The organism is Streptococcus sp. UMB1203 (assembly GCF_030217725.1).
Lineage (GTDB): Bacteria > Bacillota > Bacilli > Lactobacillales > Streptococcaceae > Streptococcus.
The window spans coordinates 1-22,001 of the sequence record NZ_JASOOK010000022.1; the positions used below are offsets into that span (position 1 = coordinate 1).

Sequence of the window (22,001 nt, forward strand, 5' to 3'; positions counted from 1 at the left end):
TTGCTCCAACGTTTGAAGTTCAGTGTTTCAACCACATCATCCTTAGCCTTGCTTCCATCTTCGTAAACGTAATGGATGGTACGGCTAACACTTTCCTTGTTATCCAAGTTTTCAACGGTTCCTGGCCAACGTGGGCTATCTGGTTGTCCTGGATTGACTGGGGTGTTTGGTTGTGGGGTTGGGTTATCTGGGTTAACCGGTTCGACACGTTCTGAAAGGGTTACAGTGTAGACTTGGTCACGTGCTGTATCGTAGTCATAAACCTTCGCATCACCTACTGTGAATTCATCACTAACAAGCTTGTAGCCTTGTTTCTTAAATTCATTGATTTGACTTGTTGTGCTGTAGGCAATGGCTTCACCTGACTTACCTGTCACTTCATCTGTTGTGAGAACACGGTTACCGTTAGTGCTTACATAACGGATGATAGCTTTTTGAGCATCCTTACGATAAGTGACTGTTTCAACACGGTCTTGGTCTTTAGCTTGAACTCCACTTACAGCTGGGATTTCTGATTTATCCGCTGTATAACCTGCGATGGTTGGAGAGACCACTTTATCAAACGTATCATCATTAGTTGTCCAGTCTTGGAAGAAAATTTGACCAGTCACTAGGTTAATACGACTCCAACGTTTGAAGTTTAGAGTTTCAACCACATCATCCTTAGCTTTGCTTCCATCTTCGTAAACGTAATGGATAGTACGGCTAACACTTTCCTTGTTATCCAAGTTTTCAACTGTTCCTGGCCAACGTGGGCTATCTGGTTGTCCTGGATTGACTGGAGTGTTGGGTTGTGGAGTTGGGTTATCCGGGTTAACCGGTTCAACACGTTCTGAAAGGGTTACAGTGTAGACTTGGTCACGTGCTGTATCGTAGTCATAAACCTTCGCACCACCTGATGTGAATTCATCGCTGACAAGGTTATAGCCTTGTTTCTTGAATTCTGTGATTTGACTTGTTGTGCTGTAGGCAATGGCTTCACCTGACTTACCTGTCACTTCATCTGTTGTGAGAACGCGGTTACCGTTAGTACTTACATAACGGATAACAGCTTTTTGGGCATCCTTACGATAAGTAACTGTTTCAACACTGTCTTGATCTTTAGCCTTCACTCCACTTACAGCTGGGATTTCTGATTTATCCGCTGTATAACCTGCGATGGTTGGAGAGACCACTTTATCAAACGTATCATCATTAGTTGTCCAGTCTTGGAAGAAAATTTGACCAGTCACTAGGTTAATACGACTCCAACGTTTAAAGTTCAGTGTTTCAACCACATCATCCTTAGCCTTGCTTCCATCTTCGTAAACGTAATGGATAGTACGGCTAACACTTTCCTTGTTATCCAAGTTTTCAACGGTTCCTGGCCAACGTGGGCTATCTGGTTGTCCTGGATCGACTGGTGTGTTGGGTTGTGGAGTTGGGTTATCTGGGTTAACTGGTTCAACACGTTCTGAAAGGGTTACAGTGTAGACTTGGTCACGTGCTGTATCGTAGTCATAAACCTTCGCACCACCTGCTGTGAATTCATCGCTGACAAGGTTATAGCCTTGTTTCTTGAATTCTGTGATTTGACTTGCAGTGCTGTAGGCAATGGCTTCACCTGACTTACCTGTCACTTCATCTGTTGTGAGAACGCGGTTACCGTTAGTACTTACATAACGGATAACAGCTTTTTGATTTTCTTTTTCAATGACTACATTAGAATCTTTACCAACAGCATCTAAATCACTATCATCGTTTGGATCAATAGTTTTAGTTTCTGCATCATATCCGCGAATAGATTGGTTGTCACTAATTTTCCAACCAACTGGTGCTTGAGGAATTTCAGTAACATCTGCTCTTGTTGTGTCATTAAAATCGTTTTTATATTGTCGACGAATAGCATCTTCTTTATTCTCGACTACCTCACCATTTGAATTGATGTAATGTCCATCTTTGTCAACTAAATTGATATAACCTAAGTCTTTATACCAAACGTTGACAACTGTTTCATTTATATAGTCTGGGTTAACTGTTAACTCATCAACACTCTTGGCATCTGCGTAGAAACCTGGATTGACCGGTGTCATAACTTTCTTGAAAGTATAATCCAAATCTCCGATAGCACGTTTCCGACGACGCGAACTACCTTGTGCTGCATGAGCCTCAATAGCACTCTTTAATCTCAAGCTCGCTTCTTGATCTAACGGAATATTCCATCCGCCTTTTATATTTGCCTTTGCATCTTCAACTCGAAGTCCCTTTACAGGTTTTAAGGCAGTTTTATCTTTTTCTACTGACTCTTTATCTACTTCAGAAGTTTTTTCAGCCACCTTTGATTCTGTATTTTTCTTTTCAGCAGATTCAATTTTGCTCACTACTTCAATTTTATCAGCAACTTTAGTTGTAGTTGTCCCTCTAAGTTCCAAAGCGATAACTGCTGCTTGAAGATCAGACTCAGCTTGAGATAATTCTGACTCTGCCACATCTGCTTTATTTAATAATCCTTTAGCAGATTGGATACTAGTTTGAAGGCGTTTTACACTGTCTTCAGTGTATAACTTAAGCTCCAATTTTTCTGCGCGCGAAAGAGCCGTTAACAATTTTGACTTGTCAACAGCATCTTGATGACTTGCTTCTACTTTTTTGTCTTTTGCTTCTTCAACTTTTTCTGCTGGTTTAGTAGCTTCTTCAGTTTTAGCTGGAGTAGTTTCTACTGGGTTAGCAACAGTTGGAGCTGCATAAGTTGTTTCTTTTTTAGGTGTAGAAACTTCTGCTGGTTTAGTAGCTTCATCTACCTTATCAACAGAGACACTGTTAGTAGCTTCTGGGTTATGTTCTTCTGCTTGTACTGCTTGCGCATTGGCAGCAGTTCCCAAGACTAAGGCCGTCCCGAGCAAGACACTCGCTGCACCAAAGTGATACTTACGAATAGAGTATCTTTGTTGCAAGCTATACCAGTCAAATGATTTTTTATGTGAATGTTTCATTGTGAACTCCTAGATAGTATTTTATAGTTCTCACTCTACAACTATTTGATATATAAATCAATATTTTCTATGTAATTAATATATTCTCTTTTTGTACCTAAAAGCCACTTATATTATTCTAATTTTTCTGACTAATTCAGACACTTTTTCTACTCCAACATTTTTGTACACTTTAGACAATAATATGATATAATGAAATTTAGAGGAAATTACCTACATGCGCAACCTTTTATCCACAAAAGCTCAAAGACAACTACGCTTAATGGAGATCTTAATCCAGAATCGTAATTGGATGAGATTACATGAACTCGCTGACAATTTAGGATGTACAGAACGAATTCTAAAAAGTGATTTAAATGAATTACGTACCGCCTTTCCAACTATCGATATCCAATCTTCTATTAACGGAATTATGATAGATTTAGATATGCAGACTAGCGTGGAAGATGTATATCAACATTTTCTTGCCCATTCCCAATCTTTTCAATTACTAGAGTATATGTTCTTCAATGAGGGGTTACCTATTTATCGAACGATAGAAAATCTTCACTCTAGTAATGCCAACCTCTATCGATTGGGCAGAAATATTACAAAAACTCTGTCAACTCAATTCCAAATTGAACTATCATTTACTCCATCCGAAATACGTGGCAATGAAATCGATATTCGCTATTTTTTTGCCCAATATTTTTCTGAGCGCTATTATTTCCTAGACTGGCCTTTTCCTGACCTTCCTGAAGAGGATTTAACAGAGTTTGCTGATTTCTTCTATAAAATCACGAATTACCCGATGCACTTTTCAATTTATAGAATGTATAAATTGATGCTGGCTATCAGTATCCACCGCATCAAAAATGGTCATTTTATCGACTTACCCAATCATTTCTATGATGAATACTATCCTATATTGGAAAGTATTCCAAACTTTGAGGAGTTACTTGCCCATTTTTCTGAAAAATTGGGACTGGAAATCACTCCAGATATCATCGCACAAATTTTTATATCCTTTATTCAAAACAATCTTTTCTTAGATCCTCAAGAATTCTTCAACTCTTTAGAAGATAACAGTGAAGCAAGATACTCTTACCAATTACTTAGTCAAATATTAGAACGCCTAGCAAAACAATATAAGATTACTTTTACTAACCACGATGAGCTTATTTGGCATTTACACAACACTGCTTTCTTTGAAAGACAGGAAATCTTTTCTACCCCAATCTTATTTGAACAAAAAGCATTGACGATTAAAAAATTTGAAGTTTACTTCCCAGACTTTATGGGAAGTGCACGTCAAGAACTGGCCCAATATCGTCAGGCAATTGGACAGCATGACCATCCTGAACAGTTGGAACACTTGATGTACACCATCTTAACCCATGCTGAAAACCTCTCTACTCAGTTGTTAGAAAATCGACCACCTATCAAGGTTTTGATTATCAGTAATTTTGACCATGCTATATCCCTTACCTTTGTTGATATGCTTTCCTACTACTGTAATAACCGCTTTACCTTCGATACTTGGGATGAATTGGAAACGAGTCCTGAGATTTTAAATCAGACAGGTTATGATATCATCGTGTCTAATTTCTATATTCCAGGAATTACCAAGAAGTTTATTTGTCAAAATCATCTGTCAATAATGGATTTGGTTAATCATCTTAATACTTTATCAAATGAGATTCATTTGTCCAATACTTTATAAGCTAGAAAAAAGTCAGCATAATCCTGCTGACTTTTTCTCTTATCTGATTTCTAAACTTCCTTAACAAAAACCAATTCCTGTGGTTGTGACAAATCTTCTCGGTAGGCAAATCCGGCAAAGTTCAAGCGACGTGCTTCCTCCACAGTTTGTACTTGATTTTCTATTAGAGATGTTAGGAAGGCACCACGCGCTTTCTTGGAAATGGTTGAGTGAATCTTCAGCTGACCACCTCTATCCTCCATGAATTTGAAGGTCACCATTTTTTCTCTGATTTCCTTAGAAAACACAGTCTCAAACTCGGACGACAAGAGAGAAAAAATCATTTCTTCCTGCTTCACAGCTTCATCATAGGCTGCCTTCCAATGGCTCTTCAAAGTCTTACCAGCGACTTTTAACTTCATCAAAAAGTCCAAACGGTGAGGGGCCATAGGTGACAAGGCTGGAACAACACCGTACAAGGCCGAGGTAATGAAGACATGATTTTCAAGATAGGCTTGTTCTGCCTCGTCCAGTTTGTCTCGCTTGATATGACGGTACATAAGCCCATCAAAAAGTTTCAAGGCTGGATAGTGTTGAGCAGTTTGTTTTTTTAAAGTTTGGATATTTTGAAATTCTGCCACAGCTTTCTCGGCTGAAACTTTGTAAAAACTCTCCAATTGACTAACAGAATAGAGAGCCAAGGCATCCAGCACAGCCTGACTTTCTGGTTTTAAAGGAGTGGCTTCAATACTTGGCAAGTCTGTGTTCATTTCTTTTGCTGTTGGGATTAAAATTTTCATATTGATAGTGTAGCATATTTTTTTGCCACTACCAAGGAATTCATCTGAAAAGAGACTGGGAAAAAGGCATTAAAATTAAAAAATGCATAGTATCAGGAATTGAGAAATCTTGATACCATGCGTTTTATGATGGAAAGATTTACTTCATTTTTTCCTGAAATTGAGGTTTTGCCCAGCCTCTCCTCTTACTGTACTTTAAAGGTCTTGAGATAGTTGTCTTTTCCTACTTGACCTTCGAAGGTTTTACCATTTTCAAGGTAAGGAAGGTCATCTGAGACTGAGGCTTTGACTTTGTATATCTTGCCATCAACTTTAAAGAAATATACGGTGTCGCCCTTGATAACAGCTGATTTGAGGTCTGCCACCACACCCTTAATGCTTTCTGTTGTTTCATTATCAATTTCAAGGTCGTTTTTATTGGCGTACTTGCTGAGCAGTTCTTCCACTGTCGTAGCTACGATAACATTTTGGTACTCGACTGCATCAACCAAGGCGTACTCTTTGACCAAACCAGCATTGTCCTTCAAGCCCATGATGTAGAGAGGCTTGTCATTGAGGTTGATGAGGATTGGGAAGGTTGCCTTGTAGGATTTCTCCTGAACAGCACCTTCGGCTGATTCACGGGCTGATTCTTCGGTCGCAGAAGCCAAGCTGTACTTAGTGATTTCTCCTGTTCGCATATTTTCTAGGATAAAACCAAGATTACTTTCATCTGCATTGGCCGACGTCACACCTGTGTAGAGATAGATGTCATTGCCGATAGACAAGTAATTATAGCCCTTGGTAGTCTGGGTCACGTTTTTCTTGGAAATCATAGCATTCCAGAAACCGTCCTTGTACTTGCCGTTGTAGTTGATTTGCTCAATGGTTTCCTCAGCTGGATAGACCCTGTCTACCCATTCTGGGACTTCTGATAAGCTGTATTCCTTGGTTTCTCCATTTGTAGCATCCAAGATAATGACTGAAACAGGACGAGGAACCGCAAGTCCAAATTGCTTTTGGTAAACCGTTGCTACATAGAAAGGATTACCCTCATCGTCCACCTCAAAAGATGGAGTCTTGAAGATTTTAGTTGGGTACTTCAAGCGCAGGTGACGTTTGACGTCACGGTTAAAATACTCCGAGTCAGAATACTTGATTGGTGTCTTCAAGTCCACCAAGTCCGCATTCCCGGTTACCATGTCCACCTTAATATACTCGCCGATTCCCTTGGCCTGATTGTTAAACCATTTGATAGGGTCTGCGTATTCTAGTGGCGTAACTCGATAAGGTTTCCCATCAATCGTTAGTTGAGTATAGGTATCTGCCGCTACGTACTGCGACACCTTATCTGTTAGGGAACCCAAGTAGCGGTCACCAATTTTTTCAGCAGTACTTCTATCTAAAATAGGAACCTTACTGGTGTCAGTCTTAGGAAATTCAGTAAACTCTTTTTCCGTAACCGTGACCACATTGGCATAATTTTTAGCCTGAAAAATGCTGGAAGTCAGCAAGGAAACCAAGGCTGCTAAGAGAAGAATTCCTCCAATAGAAGCTAAAAGAATTTTCCCTAACCGATTGATTTTGAACCCCTCAAGATTTAAGGCAGCTTCCGCCTTGCCATGGCGCACATGAACCGTTTTGACAAGGTTTATCCCCTTGCCAAAGCCAAATAAGATTGCTACAACCAGCAAATGCCCACAGAGGAAAAAGAGAAATTCCCAGCTGGTCAGGTTAAGAGGCGGTAAAAAGATATACCAGGTCGTTGCGATAAAAATAAGTTCAAAGACTATTCGTTTCATTTGCGTTCCTCCTAAATGATTCGTCCTTCCAAGTGATCCAGTTCATGCTGGCAAATCTGGGCTGGGAAACCTGTCAAAGTAATGGTCTGTTCCTGCCACTTGCTGTCACGATAGGCAACCCTTATAGTTTCATAACGCCTAGTAGGTCTCACACCTACCAAGGATAAACAACCTTCCTCTGTCTCATAAGATCCTTCAGAGGACAGGAGCACTGGGTTAAACATGACCATAGGAACCAAGCCCAGATTAAAAATAATCACGCGCTTCTGCACCCCAATCATATTGGCAGCCAGACCGACACAAGTCTCACGATTTGCTAAAAGCGTATCCTGCAAATCTTTGGCAAGATAAAGGTCTTCCTGACTTGCCGGCTGAGATACCTGAGATAAAAACAAAATATCCTTCACAATTTTCTTCTCCACTTCCTCACACTCCTCTTGCTTTTTACTATATTATAGCAATTATAGCACAAAAGCCGATAACTGCAAGCCCTTTCCCTCAACTGTAGTAAAAAGCCATCCGAAGATGACTTTTTTTAAATCGCATTCTTGTCAAAGCCGAGTTTACGTTGAATAAACTTAACAATTTCGACGATAATAATCATTGAGAAGCTTCCAGCCATAACAATTCCCCATTGTGACAAGTCTAATTTGGTTACGTGGAAGATTCCTTCAAGCGGTTCTACGACAATTGTTGCCATAAGAAGGATGAAGGATACCAAGATGGACCAGTTAAAGGTCTTAGACTTGAATGGACCAACTGTCAAGATGGATTGGTAAACAGATTTCACATTGTAGGCATGGAAGAGCTGAATCAAACCAAGGGTTGCAAAGGCCATAGTTAGGGCATCTGCATGAATGGCATGATTGTCACCCACATGAACTGGGTAAGCAATCGCAAGTCCATAAACACTCATAACAATAGCTGCTTGGAGTACACCTTGATAGATGATAGAACTCAAAACACCACCTGAGAAGAAGCTTGCCTTGCGTCCACGTGGTTTATGGTTCATGACACCTGGCTCAGCAGGTTCAACACCAAGAGCGATAGCTGGGAAGGTATCTGTTACCAAGTTGATCCACAAAAGATGAACTGGTTGCAAGACATCCCAACCAAACAAGGTTGATAGGAAGATGGTTAATACTTCAGCAGTATTGGCAGAAAGTAGGTACTGGATAGTCTTTTGAATGTTTGAGAAGACCTTACGTCCTTCTTCAACTGCAACAATAATAGTCGCAAAGTTATCATCTGCAAGAATCATGTCAGAAGCCCCCTTAGAAACCTCTGTACCAGTGATTCCCATACCGATACCGATATCGGCTGTTTTCAGAGCTGGCGCATCATTGACACCATCACCTGTCATGGCAACGACTTTACCTTGTTTTTGCCAAGCCTTCACGATACGAACCTTGTGTTCTGGAGACACACGGGCATAAACAGAGTATTGACCAACAACTTTTTCAAAGTCTTCATCAGATAGTTCGTTGAGTTCAGCACCAGTTAAAACATGGCCTTCTGTATCATTTGCATCGATGATTCCCAAACGTTTGGCAATAGCTTCTGCAGTATCTTGGTGGTCACCTGTAATCATGATTGGACGGATTCCAGCTTCCTTAGCCACACGAACAGCCTCAGCTGCCTCAGGACGTTCAGGGTCAATCATTCCAATCAAACCAGTAAAGATTAAATCATTTTCAAGCTCTTCAGAAGTCAGGTTTTCTGGAATGCTGTCAATAATCTTATAAGCACCTGCGAGGACACGCAAGGCTTGGTGAGCCATTTCAGAGTTGTTTGTGTGAATGAGGTTTGTAACCTTCTCGTCAATCGGAGCAATATCCCCAGCCTTATCACGAAGAACACAACGTTTCAAGAGTTGGTCTGGGGCACCCTTGACCGCTACAAGGAATTTACCATCTGGCAATGGGTGAACCGTTGACATGAGCTTACGGTCAGAGTCAAATGGCAACTCAGCCACACGAGGATATTTCTCTAAAAATCCTTTCACATCGTAGCCCTTGTCCAAGGCATATTGGATAAAGGCTGTTTCGGTTGGATCTCCGATCAGGTTTCCTTCTGCATCAATCTTGGTATCATTAGCCAAAACTACAGAACGAAGAAGAGGCATGTCCAAGCCGAGTTCAATGTCATCAGCAGAGTCATGTAGGACTGCATCATAGAAGACTTTTTCGACGGTCATCTTGTTCATGGTAAGCGTACCAGTCTTATCAGAAGCGATGATTTCAGTTGAACCAAGCGTTTCTACAGCTGGCAACTTACGAACGATAGAGTTTCGTTTGGCCAAAACTTGAGTACCAAGGGCAAGAACGATGGTCACGATAGCAGGAAGTCCTTCTGGGATGGCTGCAACGGCAAGCGCAACAGAGGTCATCAACTCACCAAGTGGATTTTTCCCTTGAATGAAGACACCCACTACAAAAGTAACAAGGGCAATGACCAAGATAGCATAGGTCAAGACCTTAGAAAGGTTATTCAAGTTTTGTTTAAGTGGTGTATCCGTCTCATCCGCATCTTGGAGCATACCTGCGATGTGACCAACTTCAGTGTACATCCCTGTATTGATAACAACACCAAGACCACGACCATAAGTCACATTTGAGTTTTGGAAGGCCATATTGACACGGTCACCAATACCAGCATCTGCAGCAAGTTCAACTGTCAAGTCTTTTTCGACTGGCACAGACTCACCTGTAAGAGCTGCTTCTTCAATTTTAAGAGAGTTGGCTTCAATCAAACGTAGGTCTGCAGGTACTACATCACCTGCTTCAAGGGAAACAATATCTCCTGGAACCAATTCTTTAGAGTCAATCTCCGCCATATGCCCATCACGAAGAACGCGGGCAGCTGGACTAGACATGGATTTGAGAGCTTCGATCGCTTCTTCGGCTTTTCCTTCTTGGTAAACACCAAAGGCAGCATTGATGATTACCACGGCTAAGATGATAATGGCATCTGCGATATCTTCCCCACCAGAAGTCACGACTGACAAGATTGCTGCCGCAACTAGGATGATAATCATCAAATCCTTAAATTGCTCGATGAATTTGACCAGAATTGATCGTTTCTCGCCTTCTTCGAGTTCATTGTGGCCAAATTCTGCAAGGCGCTTTTCCGCCTCACTTGATGACAAACCTTGCTCGGTCGCATCCACAGCCTTCAAGACCTCTTCAGGACTCTGAGTGTAAAACGCTTGGCGTTTTTGTTCTTTTGACATGTGTCTCCTCCTTGACATTGTGTGCAAAACAGACTCTCTTTTCCCTCATCGCATCTTTTCACGACAAACAAAAAGAGACCTATTAATCATAACAAGTCTCGCTGTTTAAGATAGTGCCGGAAAGCATACTTTTCAGTATAAAATTCGGAATGACGACACTATCACAGGTTTCTGCCAGCTACTCCCTTGAGTAGTACTATTATACCAAATTTTGAAAAGTTTTCAAAGAGTAAAAAATGACTTATTTGAATTTTCCCTTGAAAACCAGTATAATGGTAGAATGCTATATGACTAGAAAGGAAGTTGAATGAAGCAATCTATCTCAAATCTCAAGTTAGCTGAGCGTGGGGCCATTATCAGTATTTCGACCTATTTGATCTTGTCTGCAGCGAAATTAGCAACTGGGCACCTCCTCCATTCATCCAGTTTGGTGGCCGATGGTTTTAACAACGTGTCGGACATCATTGGAAATGTGGCCCTCTTGATTGGAATCCGGATGGCACGCCAGCCTGCTGACCGAGACCACCGTTTTGGCCACTGGAAGATTGAAGATTTGGCTAGCTTGGTCACTTCTATCATCATGTTTTATGTTGGCTTTGATGTACTAAGGGATACCATTCAAAAGATTCTCAGTCGTGAAGAAACAGTCATTGACCCTCTGGGTGCAACTCTGGGAATCATTTCTGCAACGATTATGTTTCTAGTTTATCTCTACAATACTCGCCTCAGTAAGAAATCCAACTCCAAGGCACTGAAGGCTGCCGCCAAGGACAATCTTTCTGATGCTGTCACCTCACTTGGTACTACCATTGCCATCCTGGCTAGCAGTTTCAATTATCCCATTGTGGATAAACTGGTTGCCATTATCATCACTTTCTTTATCTTGAAAACTGCCTATGATATCTTCATCGAGTCTTCCTTTAGCCTTTCGGATGGCTTTGATGACCGTCTGCTCGAGGACTACCAAAAGGCTATCATGGAAATTCCCAAAATCAGCAAGGTTAAGTCGCAAAGAGGTCGCACCTACGGTAGCAACATCTACCTGGATATTACGCTAGAGATGAACCCTGACCTGTCTGTTTTTGAAAGCCATGAAATTGCGGATCAGGTCGAGTCTATGCTGGAAGAACGTTTTGGAGTCTTTGATACCGATGTCCATATTGAGCCAGCACCTATCCCTGAGGATGAGATTTTAGACAATGTCTACAAAAAATTGCTGATGCGCGAACAATTGATTGATCAGGGAAATCAACTGGAAGAACTCTTGGCTGACGATTTTGTCTATATTCGTCAAGACGGAAATCAGATGGATAAAGAGGCCTATAAAGCCGAAAAAGACTTGAATTCAGCTATCAAGGATATCCAGATTACTTCCATCAGTCAGAAGACCAAACTCATCTGCTATGAGTTAGATGGTATCGTCCATACCAGTATCTGGCGTCGCCACGAAACTTGGCAAAATATCTTTCATCAAGAAACTAAAAAAGAATAGAGAAATCCTGTCATGAGACGGGATTTTTCTATTCTTCTAGCTATCAAAGTCACTTAGATACTCATAGCGTTCGTATTTTTCAAGGAGTGCTTCGTTTTTCTCATCCAGTTCTTTTTGAAGAGTAGACAACTTACCAAAGTCAGAGCCGTTGGCCTGCATTTCCTCTTCAATAGCAGCGATACGATTTTCCAAGGCTTCAATATCACCTTCAATGCTTGCCCACTCCTGCTTTTCTTGATAGGTCATGCGTTTCTTGTCTTCACGAAACTTGACCACTTTCTCCTTTTCAGCCTTTTGTACTTGATTGGCCATCTCTGTTTCAAAGGCTTTTTCATCTAGGTAGTCGGTATAATGACCAAAGAATGGACGAATCTTGCCATCTTCAAAAGCCAGAATCTTGGTCGCTACCTTATCCAAGAAATAGCGGTCGTGACTAACAGTCAAAACTGGACCAGCAAAGCCTTGCAAGAAATTCTCCAAAACTGTCAAGGTCGCAATATCTAGATCATTTGTCGGTTCGTCCAAGAGAAGAACATTTGGTTTTTCCAAGAGCAGTTTGAGGAGATAAAGACGTTTTTTCTCTCCCCCAGACAATTTCTCAATCAAGGTTCCATGCGTCGAACGTGGGAAAAGAAACTGCTCCAGCAGCTCTGCAATAGAAGTCGTAGAACCACCGCTGGTCTTGACCTCTTCTGCCACTTCCTGCAAGTAATTGATCACGCGCTTGCTTTCATCCAAGCCCTCAATTTGCTGAGAGAAATAGGCGATACGAACAGTTTCCCCAATCACAACTTGTCCTGCTGTCGGCTCAAGAATGCCTGCAATCAAGTTAAGGAGAGTTGATTTCCCAACACCGTTGTCCCCAACGATTCCAATACGATCTTTAGCCTGCACCAAGAGATTAAAATCTTGCAAAATTATCTTGTCATCATAAGCAAAGCAAACATCCTGAAACTCGATGACTTTCTTCCCAATCCGACTGGTTTCAAAGTTCATGGTCAAGTCTGTCTCAGCACTACTGCCTGAAACTTCCTTTTTCAAGTCATGGAAACGATTGATACGAGCCTGCTGCTTGGTCGCACGCGCCTGCGGTTGTCTGCGCATCCAGGCCAATTCTTGCTTATAAAGTTGTTCCTTTTTATGAAGTAGAGCCGCGTCGCGCTCATCCTGTTCCGCCTTTAGGCGAACATAGTCCTGGTAATTTCCCTGGTACTCGGTCAAACCTGCGCGATCCAACTCGAAAATACGTGTTGACAAAGCGTCTAGGAAATAACGATCGTGGGTGATAAAAAGGACGGTCTTCTTGGAATTTTTTAAAAAGAGGGTCAGCCACTCAATAGTCGCAATGTCCAGATGGTTGGTCGGCTCATCCAAAAGCAAAAGGTCGTGATTACCAAGTAAGACTTGTGCCAACTGAACCCGTCTTCTCAGACCACCTGACAATTCCCCAACAGGAGTAGATAAGTCCTGAATCCCCAGCTTGCAGAGAACAGTCTTAACCTGACTCTCAATTTCCCAAGCTTGAAGAGAATCCATCTCAGCCATGACCCGTTCCAAACGAGCCTGCTTGTCCTCACTGTAGTTGAGCATAATCAACTCATATTCACGAATGAGCTGGATTTCCTTGAGGTCGCTGGAGAGGACCGTATCCAAAACCGTCTTGCTATCATCAAAATCAGGGTCCTGAGTCAAGTAACCAATCTGGTAATCATTCTTAGCCGAAAAGGGACTGACATCCCCATCAAAGCCAGAAACACCAGATAGAACATCTAAAAGGGTGGTCTTGCCAGTCCCATTAACACCGATTAGACCGATTCTGTCTAGGTCATGGATAATAAAGGAAATATCCTTAAAAACGGTCTTGTCACCGACGGATTTACTTAGTTTTTCAACGATAAAATCACTCATTTTTTCTCCCTCAGATAAGCATGGATGGCTTGACGGTCATTTTCCAATTCTCCATCGACAATGGCATATTCAATCTCTGTTAAAATCTCTCCCAAGTCTGGGCCCGGCTGATAACCATATTCCTTGATCAAAATGCCACCGTTAATCTGAATTTCTTTCTTATCATGAATGGTCAAGCTCTGGTAGGTTTCAGTGATGGCTTGTGGGTTGACTTCTTTTCCTTGGGCCTGACGAAGATTTTCAGACTGTAAAAGTAAATCCAAGTCAAAGCGATAACAATCGCGCTTGCTCAATTCTCCCTTTTCACGCAAGGCCAAAATAGTCAGCAAATCCTGAACTTGCTTGGCAAATTGACGTGAGGTCTTCCAAGCCTTCAAAAATGGCTGCGCATTTTCAATCTCCAAAGCCCACAGTAGAGCTGCCCAGGCTTGTTCAGAGGATTCAAAAGTAAAATCAGTCTCTAAATCAAACAGTCTATTAAGCTCGTCCTGGCTAGATGCCATATCAGGGAGATAGTCATAAGCTTGACTCTCAATCATGGAAGCCAAACCCCTTCTCCAAAATGGAGCCAGCAAGAGTTTATCAAACTCAACGAAGGTACGCTCCACAGAAATTTTCTCCAAAAGTGGCGTCAAAATTTTCATAGCTTTAAATGTTTCTGACTCAAGTTCGAAGCCAAGACTAGCCTGAAAACGAAAACCACGCATAATCCGCAAAGCATCTTCGTTGAAACGCTCACTAGCCACTCCAACTGCTCGTAAGACTTGCTTTTCCAAATCTTCTAAACCATGGAACAAGTCAATGATTTCTCCTGTCTCGTCCAAAGCAAAGGCATTGACTGTAAAATCACGGCGCTTGAGGTCTTCTTCTAGCGAACGCACAAATGAAACCGCACTGGGTCTGCGATAGTCCACATAAACATCCTCTGTCCGAAAGGTGGTTACCTCATACTCCTCGTCGCCATCTAGTACCAAGACGGTTCCATGCTCGATTCCGATATCGGCTGTTCGCGGAAAAATCTGCTTGGTCTCCTCTGGATAAGAAGACGTCGCAATATCCACATCATGGATGGGACGATTGAGAAGGGCATCTCGAACAGAACCCCCAACAAAATAGGCCTCAAAACCTGCTTCTTTAATTTTTTCTAATACTGGTAAAGCCTTCTGAAATTCAGAAGGCATTTGCGTTAATCTCATAATAAGTGTTCTAATCCATAGACAAGCTCATGACGCTTGACAACTTCTTTAATTCCCAAATTCACCCCTGTCATGAAGGAGCTGCGATCATAGGAGTCATGACGGAGGGTCAATCCTTCTCCTTGATTGCCAAAGATGACTTCCTGATGGGCTACCAAGCCTGGCAAACGAACTGAATGAATACGCATGCCATCAAAGTCAGCACCACGGGCACCTGCAATCAATTCTTCCTCATCAGGTGCACCTTGCTGGGTAAACTCTCGAACTTCTGCCATTAACTCAGCTGTTTTAATAGCTGTCCCACTCGGAGCATCCTTTTTCTTGTCATGATGGAGCTCGATAATCTCCACATTTGGGAAATATTTGGCAGCCTGCGTCGCAAATTGCATAAGCAAGACAGCACCCAAGGCAAAGTTTGGAGCAATTAAACCACCCAAGTCTTGGGCACGGGAAAATTCTTTTAACTCTGCAATTTCTTCACTAGTAAAGCCTGTTGTTCCAACTACTGGAGCAAAGCCATTTTCAAGAGCAAAGCGTGTATTTTCATAGGCAACAGCTGGTGTAGTAAAGTCTACCCAGACATCCGCTTCAAAACCAGCTAAATCAGCCTTATCCTTGAAAACAGGAATTCCCTGCCATTCTGACTCAGACTCAAAAGGATCCAAAACTGCTACCAAGTCCAAGTCTGGATCAGCCAAGACCATCTGACAAGCAGCCTGGCCCATCTTTCCCTTAAAACCAGCAATAATTACTCGAATACTCATCTCTACTCCTGTCTAAGATACAAAGCCTGTAGGAACACAAAGTGAAAATAGAAGTTCTGATCAAGAAGTGTCTACTCCTTGGAAAATCTATCTTTTTCACACAGGGTTCCAGGCGTGTTCAATTTCTAAGATACAAGATTTCTTAACTAGCTTAAAAGCGTCAACTAAATCACTGGAATATAACCCAGAGCAATACTTCCTGCACCTAGGTGTGTTCCAATGACACTACCAAATGTAGCAAGTGAAATATCCGTACCCACTTCAGAATCTAGCAAATGCTGACGCAATTCTTCAGCCTTTTCAGGAGCATTTCCGTGAATGACAATGATACGGTATTGGCCTGAAGCTGTGGCTTCCTTGATAATCTCAATTAAGCGCTTGGTTGCTTTCTTTTCAGTACGAACTTTTTCGTAAACTTCAATCACACCTTGGTCGTTGAAATAAAGAATTGGCTTAATGCTTAGCAGATTGCCCAAAATAGCAGCACCATTTGAAAGGCGTCCACCTTTCACCAAGTGGTCCAAGTCATCCACCATGATGAAAGCAGATGTGTGACTAATCTGAATAGCTAGCTTATCCTGAATAATAGCAAAATCATCGCCCTGTTCTAGCCAGTTAAAGACGCTTTCAACCATTATACCTAGCGGGGCACTGGTAATCAAAGTGTCTGGAAAAGCAATGGTTAAGCCTTCATAATCACCCACCATATACTGGATATTTTGGTAAAAACCTGAAATTCCAGAAGATAGGAAAAGCCCCAAAGCATGGGTATAGCCTTGTTCTTTGAGCGAAGTTAGAATCTCATCTAACTTGGCAATACTTGGTTGACTGGTCTTAGGCAATTCAGAAGCCTGAGCCATTTTTTGGTAAAATTCCTCAGCAGTCAGATTGATACCTTCGACATACTCCTCACCATCAATATTGACAGGAATATCCAAGACATATAAATCTTCTCTTTGCAAGGTCTCTGCACTGAGATAGGCAGAGGAATCTGTGATAACAGCTAATTTCATATTAGAACTCCAAATTGATTCCTGGTAAGTCTAATGCAATTTCAGTTACTTCGTAAGTCAAACGGTTGAGCATGTTCAAACATGGACGAGCCAAGGTTTCCACTTCTTCTTGGTTCAATTCACTTGGTTCATTAACAATACGACCGTCAATGTGGTTTACCTGTGAAATAGTTCCACTAACGACAAACTTATCAAATACAATCATAAAGCTCAAAATAACAATCAAGGAAGTCACTTGATTTTCTTGGTCATGTTGGAGTAATTGGAAGTTCACATCCACCTTAGTTTCAGGAGCTCCATTTTCATTTTCCCATTCAAAATTACGCGCATCAAAATGATACTGACTAACAAATTCTTGTTCACGTTTAAGATTCATGTCTCTCTCCCTCAGCTACAATATTATATGCTATTGTACCATAATTTTTTATTTTCATCTAGTTTTCTAGGATTTAGTCAATCCCGATTTCAGCTCGAACTACGTCTGCGATAGTATCAACATAGTAGTCCACTTCTTCTGTTGTAGGCGCTTCTGCCATAACACGCAAGAGGGGCTCTGTTCCACTTGGGCGAACAAGGATACGGCCATTCCCTGCCATTTCTTCTTCCATCTTCTCGATGATAGCCTTAATAGCTGGCACTTCCATAGCCTTTTCCTTCATAGCATTTTCCACTCGGATATTGACTAATTTTTGTGGATAGATGGTTACTTCTGCTGCCAACTCTGACAAGCTCTTACCAGTTTCCTTCATGATTTTTGTCAATTGGACAGCTGATAATTGACCATCACCTGTTGTATTGTAGTCCATCAAGATGACGTGACCAGACTGTTCACCACCAAGGTTGTAACCCGATTTTCGCATTTCTTCCACAACATAGCGGTCACCAACTGCAGTAACTGCCTTGTTAATACCTTCACGGTCCAAGGCCTTGTGGAAACCAAGGTTAGACATAACGGTTGTCACGATTGTATTTTGAGCCAGTTGTCCTTTTTCAGAAAGGTATTTCCCGATAATGTACATGATCTTGTCACCATCAACAATGTCGCCATTTTCATCAACAGCAATCAAACGGTCACTGTCTCCGTCAAAGGCTAAACCAATAGCTGAGCAACTTTCTTTGACCACTTCTTGAAGGGCTTCTGGGTGGGTTGAACCAACATTAAGGTTGATATTAAGACCGTCTGGTGTTTCCCCGATAACCGTCAATTGAGCGCCAAGGTCTGCAAAGATTTGACGGGCGCTTGTAGACGCTGCACCGTTTGCTGTGTCTAAGGAAACCTTCATTCCTTCAAGAGGAGTTCCAGTTGAAACAAGATAGCCTTCATACTTACGCAAGCCTTCTGGATAATCTACCAAGGTTCCTAAGCCTTCTGCACTTGGACGAGGAAGAGTATCTTCCGCAGCATCTAGCAAGGCTTCAATTTCTGCTTCTTTTTCATCGTCTAGTTTGAAGCCATCACCGCCAAAGAACTTAATTCCGTTATCAAGAGCTGGGTTGTGGCTAGCAGAAATCATGACACCGGCACTTGCCCCTTCAGTTTTAACCAAGTAAGCTACTGCTGGTGTTGCCAAAACGCCTAGTTTATATACGTGAATCCCCACAGACAGTAGACCTGCCACCAAGGCCGATTCTAGCATTTCTCCTGAAATACGTGTGTCACGCCCTACAAAGACTTTCGGTGCTTCCGTTTCATGTTGGCTAAGAACATAGCCTCCAAAACGACCTAGTTTGAAAGCCAATTCTGGTGTTAATTCTACGTTGGCTTCTCCACGGACTCCATCGGTCCCAAAATATTTACCCATTTTTATAAAATCCTTTTCTTATTATTTTATTAATTCGTTTTTGAACTAGTTGCTTTCGTTGACGAAGATGTCTCCGACGAACTACTTGAAGATGTCTCCGACGAACTACTTGTTGTTGAATTCGATGTACTTGAACTTGGTGCTACTGGTTTTGTAGTCACCTTCATTGTTGTGTCGAACGGAGTAATAACTGCCGGTAAGACAACACCATTGCGATCGATTGCCTGCAAAGGTACTGAACCACTGTAATTACCTGTTATGCGTTCGCTGGTTGGTAAAAGCGCAATAATACGATCAATTTTAGCTAGTGTTTCTTGGTCAGTTGTGACAGAAACTCGTTCGTTTGACACGGTTACACTATCAATTTGTAGCTTGGGATCAATCTGGCTTTGGTCAACTTGTGGCACAACAATCATCCCATCTCGCTTAACCTTCTTCCCAACTTTCACTGTAATCTTTTGAGGCGTTGCCACAGCGGTCAATCCACTTGGAAGATTTTCAATGCTCAAGGGGACTTCAATCGTTCCAACACTGGCATCTGTCAAATCCGCTGTAACCTTAAACTTACGAGTACTTTCCTGCATTTCGCTGGCTAAGGTCACACGATTAGCACCTGTCAGCACAACTGAAACTTCTGAAGCAAAACCACTAATAAAGTATTGACTATTATCATAATGAATATCGATAGGAACATTCGTTATCGTATTGGTGTAGGTCTCTGATTTGACCTGCCTTGCGGTATTGCTATTTTGAAAGTTGGTTGACGTTGCATAGATAAATAAGACACAAGCAAAAAAGAGAGAGGAGATAATATATAAGCTATTTTTTCTCATTTTTCCAACCTCCTAGCAAACGATCCCTGAAACTGGCTTTTTCCTCAACGGCTGGCAAAAGAATTCTTCTTAGCTCTGCTTCAAATTCTTCAATCGTCAAGGCATGCTTGAAGACCCCGTTGTAGGTAATAGAAATGCCACCTGTTTCCTCTGATACGATGAAGGTCAAGGCATCGGACACTTCCGATAAACCAATAGCCGCCCGGTGTCTGGTCCCAAATTCCTTGGAAATCCCTGTGCTTTCTGTTAAGGGTAGATAGGCCGAAGTAACTGCAATTCGATTTTCTCTGATAATCACAGCACCATCATGTAGGGGAGTGTTGGGGATAAAGATATTGATGAGGAGTTCAGCCGAAATATTGGCATCCAAGAGAATCCCTGTCGCAATGTATTCTTGCAAAGTCCGAACTCGTTGAATGGCAACCAAAGCACCGATCTTACGGGGACTCATGTATTCAACTGACTTAACAAAGGCACGAATCATTTTCTCTTCTGCACTAATTTGACTAGTAGAAAAGAAATCTGTCGCCCTTCCCAAACGTTCCAAACCAGTCCGAATCTCTGGAGAGAAGATAACAACCGCAGCAATAACCCCATAGGTGATAATCTGATTAATCAACCAAGAAATCGTTGTTAAACCAAGGATATTGGCCACAACCTGAGCTAATACAAAGATCAAGACCCCCCGCACCAAAATCATAATCTTGGTACCAGCTATCGCTTTTGTAAAACGATACAAAACATAGGTCACAATCAAAATATCAAACAGATTGATGGCAATACTCCAAGGACTAGAAAACAAGCTAGTCCAATATTGTAGGTTGGATAATTGTTGAAAGTTCATCTGCTGTCTCCTCTCTGTCCAAACACGTTCCTTTCTATTATACCATTTTTCTGTCATTTTTTTCCCTATCCTACTTCATTTTAAATTAAGGAAAAAATATGATAAAATAAACTGACTAGAAAAAACAAAGGAGAAACCATGTCTCAACTCTATGATATTACCATTGTAGGTGGTGGTCCTGTCGGGCTTTTTGCAGCCTTCTATGCCCATCTACGCCAAGCCAAGGTCCAAATCATCGACTCTCTTCCCCAACTCGGTGGACAACCTGCCATTCTCTATCCTGAAAAGGAAATTTTAGACGTACCGGGATTCCCAAACTTGACTGGAGAAGAGTTGACCAATCGCTTAATTGAACAACTAAACGGATTTGAAACCCCTATTCATCTCAATGAAACGGTTCTTGAGATTGAAAAACAAGAAGATGGCTTTGCCATCACAACTTCTAAAGGAAGTCACCTGTCTAAAACGGTTATCATTGCTATGGGTGGCGGTGCCTTTAAACCACGTCCTCTGGAACTGGAAGGCGTTGAGAGCTATGAAAATATCCACTACCACGTTTCCAACATCCAGCAATATGCTGGTAAGAAAGTAACGATTCTTGGTGGAGGAGACTCAGCTGTGGATTGGGCTTTGGCTTTTGAAAAAATTGCACCAACTACCCTTGTTCACCGCAGAGACAATTTCCGTGCCTTAGAGCATAGTGTCCAAGCCTTGCAAGAATCATCTGTAACTATCAAGACACCATTCGTCCCTAGCCAACTCCTTGGAGATGAAAAAACGCTCGATAAACTTGAAATCACAAAAGTAAAATCTGATGAAACAGAAACGATTGACCTAGACCACCTCTTTGTCAACTATGGTTTCAAATCTTCTGTCGGAAACCTCAAAAACTGGGGTCTGGACCTCAACCGCCACAAGATTATCGTCAACAGCAAACAGGAATCTAGCCAAGCTGGAATTTATGCTATTGGTGACTGCTGCTACTATGAAGGAAAGATTGATCTAATTGCGACAGGTCTTGGAGAAGCACCAACCGCTGTTAACAATGCCATCAACTACATCGACCCTGAACAAAAAGTACAACCAAAACACTCAACCAGTTTATAAGAAAAGAACCACGAGTCACATAGGATTCGTGGTTTTATAATTCATCGGCTAACTTGTTAGATCATATCTTTCCCTTCTTCTAGCACAAATAAAAATGCCTATCAAACTGATAAATCATGTGATATAATAGAAACGGCACATCTGCCTTAGAAGGGAGGTGGAGCCTATGGTAGATTACATCTTCACAAATATTATTCTACCCTTGGTGATCGGTATCGTCCTGATAGTCATCGAAAAATGGCTAAACAAGAAATAGCGACCAACCCACCTTTCTAGCGTAGACTAGAAAAAGCCCTTGCTTTTGTGGTTATCAGCAGGGGCTTTTTTGTAGTTATGGTAGACTACATCTTCACTTCTCCACTATTATCTCACATCCATCTTCAGTTGTCAAAAGAAATCTCTGACATGCTGAATTATAAATGCGCTATAATATTTACGGCACTTCTACACCGCCTACGAAAGGAAGTGAGATAGCCCATGATGGAATTAATACTCAAAACTATCATCGGACCAATTGTGGCCAGTGTTGTTCTTTGCTTAGTCAATATAGTAGATTGAAATAAGATGTGAACAAAA

The 22,001-nt window shown here is 41.7% G+C and carries 17 protein-coding genes; 4 read left to right on the top strand and 13 right to left on the bottom strand.

Annotation, left to right across the window (positions count from 1 at the left end; translation table 11 throughout):
• A partial coding sequence (locus QP439_RS06555) for a mucin-binding protein (protein ID WP_285388818.1) occupies positions 1-2,972 on the bottom strand: 2,972 nt, incomplete at its 3' end.
• A 217-nt stretch (positions 2,973-3,189) separates the two neighbouring features.
• On the opposite strand from QP439_RS06555, the gene pclR reads away from it, so the two are divergent.
• Complete coding sequence (pclR, locus tag QP439_RS06560) at positions 3,190-4,674, top strand: virulence transcriptional activator PclR (protein WP_285388819.1); 1,485 nt, start codon at positions 3,190-3,192, stop codon at positions 4,672-4,674.
• A gap of 50 nt (positions 4,675-4,724) precedes the next feature.
• Here the strand turns inward: pclR and yaaA are convergent, their stop codons facing one another.
• The 4 genes from yaaA to QP439_RS06580 form a co-directional block, all read right to left on the bottom strand.
• Entirely contained in the window at positions 4,725-5,453 is a 729-nt protein-coding gene (gene yaaA, locus QP439_RS06565; RefSeq protein WP_049516343.1) for a peroxide stress protein YaaA, read from the bottom strand.
• 185 nt (positions 5,454-5,638) lie between these two features.
• Complete coding sequence (locus QP439_RS06570) at positions 5,639-7,234, bottom strand: hypothetical protein (protein ID WP_285388821.1); 1,596 nt, start codon at positions 7,232-7,234, stop codon at positions 5,639-5,641.
• Between the two features lie 11 nt (positions 7,235-7,245).
• On the bottom strand, positions 7,246-7,656 hold the full coding sequence (locus tag QP439_RS06575; protein ID WP_033689143.1) for a peptide deformylase: 411 nt from the start codon (positions 7,654-7,656) through the stop codon (positions 7,246-7,248).
• A gap of 113 nt (positions 7,657-7,769) precedes the next feature.
• Complete coding sequence (locus QP439_RS06580; protein ID WP_261082289.1) at positions 7,770-10,466, bottom strand: cation-translocating P-type ATPase; 2,697 nt, start codon at positions 10,464-10,466, stop codon at positions 7,770-7,772.
• A 307-nt stretch (positions 10,467-10,773) separates the two neighbouring features.
• Between QP439_RS06580 and mntE the strand changes: the two genes are divergently transcribed.
• Positions 10,774-11,958, top strand: a complete 1,185-nt coding sequence (gene mntE / locus QP439_RS06585; protein WP_214615132.1) for a CDF family manganese efflux transporter MntE — start codon at positions 10,774-10,776, stop codon at positions 11,956-11,958.
• Between the two features lie 36 nt (positions 11,959-11,994).
• Here mntE and QP439_RS06590 read toward each other — a convergent pair whose 3' ends face one another.
• From QP439_RS06590 to cdaA, 8 genes are all read right to left on the bottom strand, one after another.
• A complete protein-coding gene (locus QP439_RS06590; protein WP_261043390.1) occupies positions 11,995-13,866 on the bottom strand; it encodes an ABC-F family ATP-binding cassette domain-containing protein in 1,872 nt (623 codons plus the stop codon).
• On the bottom strand, positions 13,863-15,062 hold the full coding sequence (locus QP439_RS06595; RefSeq protein WP_080977758.1) for a CCA tRNA nucleotidyltransferase: 1,200 nt from the start codon (positions 15,060-15,062) through the stop codon (positions 13,863-13,865). Before QP439_RS06595 ends, QP439_RS06590 begins: the two co-directional genes overlap by 4 nt.
• Positions 15,059-15,826 carry a 4-hydroxy-tetrahydrodipicolinate reductase gene (dapB, locus tag QP439_RS06600; RefSeq protein WP_261028421.1) on the bottom strand — a complete coding sequence of 256 codons (768 nt, stop codon included), beginning with the start codon at positions 15,824-15,826 and terminating at the stop codon, positions 15,059-15,061. The genes QP439_RS06595 and dapB overlap by 4 nt, the downstream gene beginning before the upstream one ends.
• A 164-nt stretch (positions 15,827-15,990) precedes the next feature.
• Positions 15,991-16,839 (bottom strand): DegV family protein, encoded by an 849-nt coding sequence (locus QP439_RS06605; protein WP_285388829.1) that lies wholly within the window; start codon positions 16,837-16,839, stop codon positions 15,991-15,993.
• Between the two features lies 1 nt (position 16,840).
• Complete coding sequence (locus tag QP439_RS06610; protein WP_285388832.1) at positions 16,841-17,215, bottom strand: DUF1149 family protein; 375 nt, start codon at positions 17,213-17,215, stop codon at positions 16,841-16,843.
• Between the two features lie 73 nt (positions 17,216-17,288).
• Positions 17,289-18,641: a phosphoglucosamine mutase gene (glmM, locus tag QP439_RS06615; RefSeq protein WP_285388834.1), complete on the bottom strand. Its 1,353-nt coding sequence runs from the start codon at positions 18,639-18,641 to the stop codon at positions 17,289-17,291.
• Between the two features lie 29 nt (positions 18,642-18,670).
• Positions 18,671-19,474, bottom strand: coding sequence for a CdaR family protein (locus QP439_RS06620; RefSeq protein WP_285388836.1), 804 nt, complete (start codon positions 19,472-19,474; stop codon positions 18,671-18,673).
• Positions 19,461-20,318 (bottom strand): diadenylate cyclase CdaA, encoded by an 858-nt coding sequence (gene cdaA / locus QP439_RS06625; protein WP_247947235.1) that lies wholly within the window; start codon positions 20,316-20,318, stop codon positions 19,461-19,463. The genes QP439_RS06620 and cdaA overlap by 14 nt, the downstream gene beginning before the upstream one ends.
• Positions 20,319-20,456: 138 nt before the next feature.
• Between cdaA and QP439_RS06630 the strand changes: the two genes are divergently transcribed.
• Both QP439_RS06630 and QP439_RS06635 read left to right on the top strand, forming a co-directional pair.
• On the top strand, positions 20,457-21,425 hold the full coding sequence (locus QP439_RS06630; RefSeq protein ID WP_285388841.1) for an NAD(P)/FAD-dependent oxidoreductase: 969 nt from the start codon (positions 20,457-20,459) through the stop codon (positions 21,423-21,425).
• A 166-nt stretch (positions 21,426-21,591) separates the two neighbouring features.
• Positions 21,592-21,681, top strand: a complete 90-nt coding sequence (locus QP439_RS06635; protein ID WP_142358332.1) for a type I addiction module toxin, Fst family — start codon at positions 21,592-21,594, stop codon at positions 21,679-21,681.
• Positions 21,682-22,001 lie beyond the last annotated feature (320 nt).